Origin of the sequence: Paracoccus alcaliphilus, from assembly GCF_028553725.1 — a bacterium.
GTDB classification, from domain to species: Bacteria; Pseudomonadota; Alphaproteobacteria; order Rhodobacterales; family Rhodobacteraceae; genus Paracoccus; species Paracoccus alcaliphilus.
Genome location: NZ_CP067124.1, coordinates 3,318,543 through 3,330,614, shown reverse-complemented (window position 1 = coordinate 3,330,614; position 12,072 = coordinate 3,318,543). Strand labels below are relative to the sequence as shown.

10 protein-coding genes are annotated in these 12,072 nt (G+C 64.4%); 8 read left to right on the top strand and 2 right to left on the bottom strand.

Annotated elements, in window-relative coordinates; all coding sequences use genetic code 11:
* Positions 1-1,803 (bottom strand): phosphogluconate dehydratase, encoded by a 1,803-nt coding sequence (gene edd / locus JHW40_RS17265; RefSeq protein WP_090615483.1) that lies wholly within the window; start codon positions 1,801-1,803, stop codon positions 1-3.
* A gap of 219 nt (positions 1,804-2,022) precedes the next feature.
* On the opposite strand from edd, the gene JHW40_RS17260 reads away from it, so the two are divergent.
* From JHW40_RS17260 to JHW40_RS17235, 6 genes are all read left to right on the top strand, one after another.
* Positions 2,023-3,219: an RSP_2647 family RNA methyltransferase gene (locus JHW40_RS17260; protein ID WP_090615480.1), complete on the top strand. Its 1,197-nt coding sequence runs from the start codon at positions 2,023-2,025 to the stop codon at positions 3,217-3,219.
* Entirely contained in the window at positions 3,216-3,743 is a 528-nt protein-coding gene (locus tag JHW40_RS17255) for an RSP_2648 family PIN domain-containing protein (protein WP_090615476.1), read from the top strand. The genes JHW40_RS17260 and JHW40_RS17255 overlap by 4 nt, the downstream gene beginning before the upstream one ends.
* Positions 3,744-3,801: 58 nt before the next feature.
* Positions 3,802-5,253: a glucose-6-phosphate dehydrogenase gene (gene zwf / locus JHW40_RS17250; RefSeq protein WP_090615472.1), complete on the top strand. Its 1,452-nt coding sequence runs from the start codon at positions 3,802-3,804 to the stop codon at positions 5,251-5,253.
* 2 nt (positions 5,254-5,255) lie between these two features.
* Positions 5,256-5,927 carry a 6-phosphogluconolactonase gene (pgl, locus tag JHW40_RS17245; protein WP_170851907.1) on the top strand — a complete coding sequence of 224 codons (672 nt, stop codon included), beginning with the start codon at positions 5,256-5,258 and terminating at the stop codon, positions 5,925-5,927.
* A 42-nt stretch (positions 5,928-5,969) separates the two neighbouring features.
* Positions 5,970-7,580 (top strand): glucose-6-phosphate isomerase, encoded by a 1,611-nt coding sequence (gene pgi / locus JHW40_RS17240; RefSeq protein WP_090615465.1) that lies wholly within the window; start codon positions 5,970-5,972, stop codon positions 7,578-7,580.
* 240 nt (positions 7,581-7,820) lie between these two features.
* On the top strand, positions 7,821-8,753 hold the full coding sequence (locus JHW40_RS17235) for an IS5-like element ISPlc1 family transposase (protein ID WP_076612002.1): 933 nt from the start codon (positions 7,821-7,823) through the stop codon (positions 8,751-8,753).
* Here the strand turns inward: JHW40_RS17235 and JHW40_RS17230 are convergent.
* The gene (locus JHW40_RS17230; RefSeq protein WP_139208119.1) at positions 8,734-9,882 is read right to left on the bottom strand and encodes a DUF6538 domain-containing protein; all 1,149 of its coding nucleotides are present in this window, start codon (positions 9,880-9,882) and stop codon (positions 8,734-8,736) included. The two genes, JHW40_RS17235 and JHW40_RS17230, sit on opposite strands and share 20 nt — an antisense overlap.
* Before the next feature lie 172 nt (positions 9,883-10,054).
* On the opposite strand from JHW40_RS17230, the gene JHW40_RS17225 reads away from it, so the two are divergent.
* Complete coding sequence (locus JHW40_RS17225) at positions 10,055-11,314, top strand: tyrosine-type recombinase/integrase (protein WP_090611067.1); 1,260 nt, start codon at positions 10,055-10,057, stop codon at positions 11,312-11,314.
* Positions 11,311-12,048 carry a hypothetical protein gene (locus tag JHW40_RS17220; RefSeq protein WP_090611066.1) on the top strand — a complete coding sequence of 246 codons (738 nt, stop codon included), beginning with the start codon at positions 11,311-11,313 and terminating at the stop codon, positions 12,046-12,048. Before JHW40_RS17225 ends, JHW40_RS17220 begins: the two co-directional genes overlap by 4 nt.
* Positions 12,049-12,072 lie beyond the last annotated feature (24 nt).

The window sequence follows — 12,072 nt, the reverse complement described above, 5'->3', positions numbered from 1 at the left end:
TCAGACGACGACGCCTGCGCCTTCGGTGGCGGGGCCGGCGACGGCGCGGAAGGCGGCGAAGAGTTCGCGACCCATGCCTTCGCTGCTTGTGGCGGGATCGAACGTGGCGGGCTGGCGGCTCTCAAAATCCGGGGCGAGGCAGTCGATCTGGCCGGTGATCGCGTCGAGGCGGATCAGGTCGCCGTCGCGCAGCCGGGCCAGCGGGCCACCGACCGAAGCCTCGGGCGAGACATGGATGGCGGCGGGGACCTTGCCCGAGGCGCCCGACATGCGGCCATCGGTCAGCAGGGCGACCCTGAGGCCGCGATCCTGCAACACCGCCAGCGTCGGGGTCAGCGAATGCAGTTCCGGCATGCCGTTGGCGCGCGGCCCCTGGAAGCGGACGACGACGATGGTGTCCTCGGTGAATTCGTTTGCCTTGAAGGCGGTCTTGACCTGTTCCTGGTCGCTGAAGACGCGGGCCTTCGCCTCGATGATATGGCGTTCGGGGGCGACGGCGCTGACCTTGATGACGCCCCGGCCCAGATTGCCCTGAAGCTGCTTCAGCCCGCCGGTCTGCGCGAAGGGGTCGGTGGCGGGGCGCAGGATCCGGTCGTTCAGGGATTCGCGGGCGCCCTTTTCCCAGCGGATGCGGGTGCCGTCGAGTTTCGGCTCGGCGGTATAGCCGTCCAGTCCGGTGCCGTTGATGGTTTTCACGTCGGGATGCAGCAGCCCGGCATCGAGCAACCGGCCGATCATGTAGCCAAGCCCGCCTGCGGCGTGAAAATGGTTCACATCGGCCAGACCGTTGGGATAGACCCGCGCCATCAGTGGCACCGATTCCGAGATGTCGTGGAAATCCTCGATATCCAGCAGGACGCCCGCCGCGCGGGCAATGGCGGGCAGATGCAGCACCAGATTGGTCGAGCCGCCCGTCGCCATCAGCCCGGCAATGCCGTTGACGAAGGCGCGTTCGTCCAGCACCTCGCCCGCGGGCAGATAATCATTGCCCAGCCGGGTGATGCCGGCGGCGCGTTCGACCCCGGCCACCGTCAGTGCGTCGCGCAAGGGCGTGTTCGGGTTGACGAAGCTGGAGCCGGGCAGGTGCAGGCCCATGAACTCCATCAGCATCTGGTTGCTGTTCGCGGTGCCGTAGAAGGTGCAGGTGCCGGGGCTGTGATAGGAGGCCATCTCGGCCGCCATCAGCGCATCGCGGCCGACCTCTCCGGTGGCGAATTGCTGGCGGACCTTTGATTTCTCGTCATTGGGCAGGCCCGAGGGCATGGGCCCTGCCGGGATGAAGACGGCGGGGATATGGCCGAAGGTCGCCGCCGCGATGACCAGCCCCGGCACGATCTTGTCGCAAACGCCCAGATAGAGCGCCGCGTCGAAACAGTCATGCGAGAGCGCAACCCCGGTTGCCAGCGCGATCACGTCGCGGGAAAACAGCGACAGTTCCATCCCCGGACGGCCCTGCGTAACGCCGTCGCACATGGCAGGCACGCCGCCCGCGACCTGCACCGTCGCGCCCGCTGCATGACCCGCCTGCCGGATCAGGTCGGGGAAGCGCTCATAGGGCTGATGCGCCGAAAGCATGTCGTTATAGGCGGTGACGATGCCGATATTGGGTTTGTGGGTGGTGGCCATGTCCTGCTTGTCGGGCATGGCGGCATAGGCATGGGCCTGATTGCCGCAGGACAGATGGGCGCGGCGCGGGCCTTCCTCGGCGGCCCTTGCGATCTTGGCGAGATAGGCGCTGCGGGATTTCGCCGAACGCTCGCGGATCCTGTCGGTGACGCGGTCGATCGTGGCGTGAAGGGACATGGCTGGCTCCTCTGGCTCTTGCGCCGGAATATAGACCGTTAGCGATAACGGTTCAACCATTCCCTGATGTTTTGGGGCGTGATCCGGTTCGACGCTGAAAATGGGCGGCGGGTTTTGGGGGGCTGACCTGTCGGCTGGATATTTGGACACCAGAGATGGGGCAGGTGGCTTGTATGCGGGCGGGGGGCGTGTCAGATCGGCGGGGAAAGGAAATCTGTCATGAGCGAATTGCCCGTTATCCGTCTGCGTCCGAAATCGAAGCCGCAGGCGATCCGTCACGGCTTTCCCTGGGTCTTTGCCGATGAGGTGGTGCTGGACCGGCGGACGCGCGGGCTGCCGCCGGGCAGTTTCGCCATGCTGGAGGATGCGGAGCGCAGGCCGCTGGGGCTGGTCACGGTCAATCCGCTGTCGAAGATCGTCGCGCGGATGATGGATATGGACGAGGGCGCGCGGATTGATGGCGATTGGCTGCGGGCGCGGATCGGGCGGGCGCTGGCGATGCGGCAGCGGCTGTATGATGCGCCCTTCTATCGGCTGGTGCATGCCGAGGCGGATGGATTGCCGGGGCTGGTGATCGACCGTTTCGGCGATGCGGCCGTAATCCAGCCCAATGCGGCATGGGCCGATGGAATGGCCGAGGAGATTGCCGGGGCGCTGGCCGATATCACCGGGGTCGGGACGGTGATCCTGAACGGGCAGGGGCGGGCGCGCGGGCTGGAAGGGCTGGGCGAGCGGATGGAGGTTCTGCGCGGGCAGGCCCCTGCGGGACCGGTGCAGGTCGCGATGAATGGCGCGACCTATCTGGCCGATCTGATGGGTGGGCAGAAAACCGGGCTGTTCTATGACCAGCGGCCGAACCAGGCATTTGCGCAGCGTCTGGCGAAGGGTGCGCGGGTGCTGGATGTGTTCAGCCATGTGGGCGGCTTCGGGCTGGCCGCGCTGGCGGCGGGGGCAGAGCATGCGACCTGTGTCGATGGCAGCGCCGCCGCGCTGGAACTGGCCGCCGGGGGCGCGCAGGCGATGGGGGTGGGCGCGCGACTGGCGGTGATGCGCTCGGACGCCTTTGGCGCGATGGAGGAACTGGCGGGCGAGGGTCGCCGCTTTGATCTGGTTGTCTGCGATCCGCCTGCTTTCGCGCCTTCGAAACCGGCACTGGAGGCGGGGTTGCGGGCCTATGAGCGGGTGGCAAAGCTGGCCGCGCCGCTGGTGGCGCCGGGGGGCTATCTGGCGCTGTGCAGTTGCAGCCATTCCGCCGATCTGAGCGCGTTCCGCAACGTCAGCGCGCGCGGGATCGGGCGTGGCGGGCGGCGCGGGGTGCTGATCCACAGCGGGCAGGCCGGCCCGGACCATCCCACCCTGCCGCAACTGGCCGAGACCGGATATCTCAAGGCGCTGTTCTTCCGGCTGGACGGATGAGGGCGGTTCTGGACGCCAATGTCCTGTTCCCAACCATCCTGCGAGAGATCCTGACCGATGTCGCGGCGGCGGGAGTGTATCAGCCGCTGTGGTCGCCGCGCATTTTGGACGAGTGGCGTCATGTCGCGGCCCGTTCCGGCCCCGATATCGCATCGGTCGCGGGGGCCGAGATCGCGCTGTTGCAGGACCGTTTTCCCGATGCCTGTGTCGATCCGGCGGGCATCGTGCTGGGCCTGGATCTGCCCGATCCGGCGGATGCGCATGTGGTCGAGGCGGCGCTGGCGGGCCGCGCCGGGCTGATCGTCACCGCCAATCTGCGCGACTTTCCGCGCGGGCTGATGGCCGGGTTGGGGCTGAGGGCGGTTCATCCCGATGCTTTCCTGCTGGATCTGGACCCGGCAGCCGTCCGTCACGCGGCGCAGAAGGCGCGTGACAAGGCGGCGCGGCTGGGCGGCGAGATGGATCTGACCGGCATGCTGAAAAAGGCGCGACTGCCCAGATTGGCGCGCGCGCTGAAGGGGTAGGGACTTGTTGTTATCGCTAACAAACGATATGCGGGGGCCAGCAGACAAGGAGGACAGCATGGTCTCTCGTGTGATCCCGGTCGAAGATTTCGACCTTGTGATCTTTGGCGCAACCGGAGATCTGGCGCATCGCAAGATCCTTCCGGGGCTGTTCAAACGCTATGTCGCGGGGCAGGTGCCCGAATCGGCACAGATCATCGGCGCCGCCCGGACCGAACAGGATGATGCGGCCTTTCGCGACATGGCGGCGGCGGCGATTGCGGAATTCGGCGGCGTGGCCCGCGACGATCCGCAACTGAAGGATTTCCTGCGCCATCTGAGCTATGTCGCGATCGACGCGCAGGGCGAGGGCGGCTGGTCCGCGCTGAAGGGCAAGATGCGCGGCGGCGTGGTGCAGGCGTTCTATTTCTCGGTCGCGCCGGCGCTGTTCGGGGATATTGCGGAACGGCTGGCCGGGCACGGGATCGCCGATGCCGACAGCCGCATCGTGGTGGAAAAGCCCTTTGGCCGCGATCTGTCCAGCGCCAAGGCCCTGAACCAGACGCTGGCGCAGCATTTCGACGAACATCAGATCTATCGCATCGACCATTATCTGGGCAAGGAGACCGTCCAGAACCTGATGGCCGTGCGCTTTGCCAATGTCCTGTTCGAGCCGTTGTGGAACGCGCAATTCATCGACCATGTGCAGATCACCGTGGCCGAGACCGTGGGCGTGGCCGGGCGCGGCAGCTATTACGACAAGTCCGGCGCGATCCGCGACATGGTGCAGAATCACATGATGCAGCTTCTGTGCCTGATCGCGATGGAACCGCCCTATCACTTCGATCCCGACGCCGTGCGCGATGAAAAGCTGAAGGTGATCCGTGCGCTGGAGCCGCTGGCGCCGGGCGATATCGTGCGCGGCCAGTATCAGGCCGACGGGGACGAGCCGGGCTATCCGCAGGACGCGGGAGACGGCCATTCGCGGACCGAAAGCTATGTCGCGATGAAGGTGCGGATTTCCAACTGGCGCTGGCAGGGCACGCCCTTCTATCTGCGCACCGGCAAGAAACTGCGGGCACGGACCAGCGAGATCGCCATCACCTTCAAGGAGCCGCCGCATTCGATCTTTGACGACAGCGGCACGCCCAAGGCCAATGAGCTTGTCATCCGGTTGCAGCCGAACGAAGGTATGAACCTGAAGGTGATGATCAAGGAACCGGGTCCGGGGGGGATGCGTCTGGTGCAGGTGCCGCTGGATATGTCATTCGCCGATGCGCTGGGGCCGGATGGGCAGGACATGCCGGACGCCTATGAGCGGCTGATCATGGATGTGATCCGGGGCAACCAGACCCTGTTCATGCGCGGCGACGAGGTCGAGGCCGCATGGGCCTGGACCGATCCCATCATCGCCGCCTGGGAAGAGGGCAAACAGCGCCCCGAACCTTACGATGCGGGCTCTTCCGGGCCCGAAGAGGCGCTGCGCCTGATGCATCGCGACAACCGCCGATGGAGGGAGATCCGCGCATGAGCATGGAATTCAAGGAATATCCCGATCGGGAAATGCTGGCCCTTTCGGTGGCCGACCGGATCGCGGGGCAGCTGGGACAGCATCTGCGCACCAGCCCCACGGCCTCGCTTTGCGTGCCGGGCGGGACCAGCCCGATTCCGGTTTTCGAAACCCTCAGCGGGGCGGATATCGACTGGGACCGGGTGACGATCTTTCTGGGCGATGAACGCTGGGTCGATGGCGAGCATAAACGCTCGAACGGGCGGCTGCTGCGGCGGCATCTGCTGCGCGACCGGGCGGCGGCGGCCAGCCATATCGACCTCTATACCGGCGATGAGCGGCCCGAGGATGCGGCGGACGCGCTGTCGCAGCGGATCACAGAGCATCTGCCGATCACCGTGGCGCTGCTGGGCATGGGCAATGACATGCACACCGCCAGCCTGTTTCCGGGTGGCGACCGTCTGGCCGAGGCGCTGGCCAGCGATGCGCCGCCGCTGATGGCGATCCACGCCCCGGGCGCCGAAGAGCCGCGCCTGACCCTGACCCGGCCGGTCCTGTCGAAGGCGATCCATCTGCATCTGCTGATCATGGGCCCGGAAAAGCGCGAGGCGCTGGAACGGGCGCAGAAGCTGGACCCGCTGGAGGCCCCGATCCGGGCCTTTCTGGACGCCGCCACCGTGCATTGGGCCGAATAGGCCCATCCGACAAGTGCCATCTGACGAAGGAAGGATGATCGCATGACGACGATCTGGGAACGCCTTGCCGATCACCGTGCAGCGCAGGGCGAGACGCGAATGGAGTCGCTGTTTCAGGCCGACCCGTCCCGCGCCGAAGAATTTTCGACCAGCGCGGATGGGTTGCTGCTGGACTGGTCGAAGACGATGATCGACGCGGGGGCACGCGATCTGCTGCTGGAACTGGCCGCTGGCGCCGGGGTCGAGGCGCGGCGCGAGGCGATGTTCAGCGGCGCGAAGATCAACGAGACCGAGGGCCGCGCCGTGCTGCATACCGCGCTGCGCAATCTGTCGGCGTCGGTTCAGGTCGATGGTCAGGACGTGATCGGGGGTGTGCGCGCGACCCATGACCGCATGGCGGCTTTTGCCCGCGATCTGCGAGAGGGCCGCTTTGCGGGGCAGGGCGGGCGGATCACCGATGTGGTCAATATCGGCATCGGCGGATCGGACCTTGGCCCCTATATGGCGGTGCTGGCGATGGCGCCCTACCATGACGGGCCGCGGTGCCATTTCGTGTCGAACGTGGACGGCGCCGACATCCATGACAAGCTGAAGGGGCTGGACCCGGCCACGACGCTGGTCATCGTGGCCTCGAAAACCTTCACCACCATCGAGACGATGACCAATGCCGCGACCGCGCGCGACTGGATGGCCGGGTCCGTCACTGACCCGGCGGCACAATTCGTGGCACTGTCCTCGGCGCTGGACAGGACGGCTGATTTCGGCATCGACCCCTCGCGCGTTTTCGGTTTCGAGGATTGGGTCGGCGGGCGTTATTCGGTCTGGGGCCCGATCGGGCTGTCGCTGATGCTGGCCATCGGGCCGGAACGCTTCGACGAATTCCTTGCCGGGGGTGCCGCGATGGACGCGCATTTCCGCAGCGCGCCGCTGGCGGAAAACCTGCCAGTGCTGCTGGCGCTGGTGGGCATCTGGCACCACCAGATCTGCGGATACCCGACCCGCGCCGTGCTGCCCTATGACAACCGCCTGCTGCGTCTGCCCGCCTATCTGCAACAGCTCGAGATGGAATCGAACGGCAAGCGGGTGGCGATGGACGGCAGCGATCTGACCCTGCCTTCAGGCCCGGTGGTCTGGGGAGAGCCGGGCACCAACGGCCAGCACGCCTTTTATCAGCTGATCCATCAGGGCACGACCCCGGTCCCCTGCGAATTCATCCTTGCCGCGCGCGGGCACGAGGACGCGCTGGACCATCACCATATCCTGCTGGCCGCGAATTGCCTTGCGCAGTCCGAGGCGCTGATGCGCGGCCGCTCGCTGGACGAGGCCCGCGCGCTGATGGCGGCGAAGGGGCTGGAGGGGGCCGAGCTGGAGCGGCAGGCCCGCCACCGGGTCTTTCCCGGCAACCGCCCCTCGACCACATTGCTGATCGAGCGGCTGACGCCGTTTGCGCTGGGGCAGATCGTGGCGCTGTACGAGCATCGGGTCTTTGTCGAGGGTGTGATTCTGGGGATCAACAGTTTCGACCAATGGGGGGTGGAACTGGGCAAGGAACTGGCCCTGAAGGTCGAGCCCCTGCTGAAGGGTGAGGACGCAGTAGGACATGACGCCTCGACAAGGGAGCTGGCCCGCAGGTTCCGGCTGTTGCGCGGATGAGAGGGCACGTCCCCGGCTTCCGTGGGTGATCGGCTGAATGATATCCGAGTTCCGCGAAACGGCCGAATTTCAGGCCGTTTCCGCTTCGCCCTGCAGGATTGGTTTTCTTGCCGCATGGTGGGCAAGCCGGCTTAAGCTATGTTGACAAAATGGATTCCGCTTTTCAGCGACCTATGAGGCTCTGTTGCACAAATCCCGTGAGGGATTCATCTTGTGAATCCAGTGTGGTAGCTGTGATTCATGAGCAGACCCAAGCCCCCGACCTACAAGACCAGGAACTGGCCAGCCTATAACGAAGCGCTCAAGCGCCGCGGCTCGCTGACGATCTGGTTTGACCCCGAGATGAGTTGGGATGCCGCGCCGTCAGGCAGGCGTGGCCGCCAGCAGAGCTACAGCGATGCCGCGATCCAGACGTGCCTGTCGATGAAGGTGTTGTTCGGCATGGCCTTGCGGCAGACGACCGGGTTCGTCGAGAGCTTGCTGCAGCTGGTCGGCCTGAACTGGGCAGTGCCGGATTTCAGCACGCTGTCCCGCCGTCAGAAGACCCTCGCCGTGAACATCCCGTATCGTGGTTCCAAAGGGCCGTTGCACCTGCTGATAGACAGCACCGGCATCAAGGTCGAGGGCGAAGGCGAGTGGCATGCGCGCAAGCACGGTGGCCCGAAGCGGCGTGTCTGGCGCAAGATTCATCTCGGGATCGACGAGCAAACGCTGGAGGTCAGGGCTGTCGAGGTCACCGGGAGCCACATCGGTGATGCGCCCGTTCTGCCCGATCTTCTCAGTCAAATCCCGGAGGACCAGGAGATCGGCAGCGTCACCGCCGACGGCGCTTACGACACGCGTAAATGCCACGATGCGATCGCCGACCGCAGCGCTCATGCCGTCATCCCGCCCCGCAAGAACGCGAAGCCCTGGAAAGCTATCACAGCCGGAGCCATGGCCCGAAACGAAGCCCTTCGCGCCGCGAAATATCTGGGGCGCACCCTCTGGCGACGATGGAGCGGATATCACCGCCGAAGCCGCATCGAAACAAAGATGCATTGTGTGAAACTGCTGGGCCAGCGCCTCATGGCGCGGGACTTCGACCGCCAGGTCGCCGAACTCCAGGTCCGTATCGCTGTCCTGAACGGTTACACCGCGCTCGGCATACCCGTCACGGAAGCTGTGGGATAAGTCCGTCCGGGGAAGGGGGAACCTCGGCCATCACCCGATTTGTGCAACAGAGTCCTCTGGTGCCGTCAAAGATGTTCTCGGAAGCATGGCCGTTCGATACCGCCCAACCAAAGAATGTCTGTAGGCTGCTGATACTCGCATTCACCGTGCGGGGTGCGATAGTCTCAATGCCGGGTAAGTCCAGTATCTCGGACAGGGGTTTGTCCTTGGTAGCAGCTAGCTTGTTCCGGTTCTTCGGGTATCGCAGCAGGATATCTTTAACCTGCCGTGCGTCAGCCTTGGTCATGGCCGCGATGGGCTTGTGGTCTGTGATCTCACCCAGCAGTGCGAGTGCTTCGCGCTTGGAGGCCATTGTCTTGGCAGCAAGCTGCCCCGTCCTGTCCAGTTCCGTGAAATACTGGTCTTGCACATCGTGATAACTGGCGCTGTCTACTGCCGGGGCGGGATCAGCATTGCTATGGGCGGCATCCGGGGGCGGCATATCCAGATCGAACCTGTTGAGCGTATCCACATGCCCCAAGGCGCGATCAGCAAATGCCTGATGGCCTTGCCGCATAGCGTCCAGCAGCCAAGCTCGATTGTCTGCGGATAGATCATCCTCGGGGATGCCCCGCAAGGCGCAGAACTCGCGCAGCAGGCCGTCTGCCCCGTCAGGATGCACCAACCCAGCCCAGCTATCGGTATCGACGTCTGCGAGGCTCTGCGACGCCTTGAGCGCATCCAGCCGCATTGCCTCTATCGGCCCGGCATCGGCAATGCCGTCCTTGAACCGTTCCAGCATTCCCCTGAAATGCTCCAGCACGTGCTGCCTGATCTCTGCGTATCGCATGTTCTTAGCAATTGCCGAAGTCACGCCGGATTGTCCAGCTAGCACCAATGCACGGGATAGCCGCTGTGCGGTGGCCGGGCATCTTGTTCGTAGGGACAGCCGAACATGGCTGCACTTCTGGTCAGGATGCAGGCAGGCAGGAATCGGCCAGCGGAAGTAAAACACCCTGTGCCGGGATCGGCTGAGATACGCTGTAATGCGCATGTTGTGGCTCACTTGTGTGGCGCACCAAGCGAAAGCAGTATCTAAGTACTTGATTTTAGGGAAAATGGTGGGCGACCCTGGAATCGAACCAGGCATGGGTCTCCCCGGCGGAGTTACAGTCCGTTTTCTATGGCTTCTCAAGCTTACTTTGGGCGCCGTGTAAGCACTTATTATCTTGATATTGCGTCTGTTTTTGTTCTAAGTATCAGCCATCAGCACGCGCTGTTTCTCTGCATCGTGCTTACAAATTGCTTACACGCGGGGCGGCATGAGCCAAAACAGAATGAAGCTGACCAAGGCCAGCGTGGCCGCGATCGAGGCGGACGGCGCCCGGCAGGTGCTGGTCTGGGATACCGAAATTCGCGGCTTCGGTCTGCGCGTCGCGCCGGGCGGCGTGAAGGCGTATATCATGCAGCGCAGGGCAGGGGCGAAGACCCGCCGCGTCACGATCGGCCGGGCCGACGACATGAGCGCCGAGGCGGCCCGCAAGAAGGCCACGGTGCTGGCGGCCGAGTTCGCGGAAGGAGTGGACCCGGTGCAGGCGCGGGATGCCAAGGCCCGAGCGGCCACCACGCTGGCGGAAGCGATGGAGGCCTATATCGCCGCCCCGAAAAAGAAGGGGGTCGGCAAGGGCGCGCTGAAGAAGGCCCGCACGCAGCGCGACATCCGCGTGGTTATGCAGCGCAAGTTTCCCGACTGGATGGCCCGGCCCGTCACCGACATCACCGAAAGCATGGTGAAGGAACGGCATGCGGAAATTGCCAAGGACAGCCCGGCACAGGCCAATCTGGCATTCCGGTATTTCCGCGCGGCCATCAACAACCTGATCGCAGATACCGACGAAGGCGCGGCGCCGATCGTCAAGACCAACCCGGTCACGCGGTTGAACCGGACGAACCAATGGGCCGATGTGCGCCCGGCCAAGGGCCGCATCCCCGATCGGATCATTCCCGAGTGGGTCGAGGCCGTGAAAACCGGCCTGGACGACATGGCGCATGGATCAGAGATGCGCGACGCGCTGCTGTTCATGCTGCTGACCGGCGCGCGCATCGGCGAGTTGCTGGGCTCGAAACCGGACGGATACGAGCCCTTGCGATGGTCGGCCGTGGATTTCCGACAGGACAAGGTGACGTTCCCCGATACCAAGAACCGGCTGGATCACGAATTGCCCTTGCCGTCGCAGCTTAGGGCGCTGCTGAAGGACCGCCAGAAGCGGGCTGGGGCCGAGTTCGTTTTCAGCGCGGCCGATGGCACCTTGCCGTTCAGCTTGCGGCCGGCATTGAAGCGACTGGAGACGGCCACCGGGTTATGGGTGACGGCCCATGACCTGCGCCGCACCTTCGCCAGCATCGCCAGCAAGCTGGACATATCGTCCTACAAGGTGAAGCGTCTGACCAACCACATCAGCGGCAACGATGTGACCGCGGACTATGTGGATGTGGAATTCGATGATCTGCGCGAGGCCATGCAGAAGATCGAAAACCACATGCTGCGGGCACCAGAGGAAAAAGCGGAGGCCGAGGAATGACGGGCGCAACGGGATGGGTTCACGTTCAGCAATTCATGGAAAGCGTGATCGAGGCGTTGCGCGATACGCGGCCCTTCGAGGAACCGGAGACAGACAACATTTTCGCGGCATGTGCAGCGCGCGAGGCACATGAGCACGCATTGTCCGCGTCGGCCTGCGAACGTGTCTGGCCCTTCCTGGTGCAGCAGCACGCGCAGGGGCGCGCGTGGGTGCTGCTGGGCAGCGGCGCAACCGTTCCCGCTTGGCCTTCCCTCTTTACGGTGTGCCAACCGGCCCAGCCCGTCGGTATGGCGCTTGACCTGACAATCGGGACGGTTGGTTCCGCACGTTGGGCGGTCGAGCCGGAGGATTTCAGCGGACCCGAAGATTGGCTGGACGAAAGCGAAGTTCAGCACGCGGCCCGCCACGGTCCTTTTATCGGGTGCCCGATCGTGCTTGACCGGCAGGCGTGCAAAACTGATCTTTATGAATTGCGCCACGGCCGCCGCGCAACAGGTGACGAAATCAAATTCTGGGTCAGAGAAATGCGAGAGCAAGGCGGCCGACCGACGCGCGACCTGGTGTCCGAAGAATATCGACGCAGCTACCCAGGCGCGTCAGACGAAAGTTTCGAGGCATTCTGGCGATCGATAGCCGAAGAAATTCAATTGCCCCGTTCTGGCGGGCGATCCTCTAAGGCTGAAAAACAAATGACAGCCGAGTTTCTCGCGCGGAAACCCCATCCGGAAACCTGACCGAAACCTGACCAGCCCCCACGT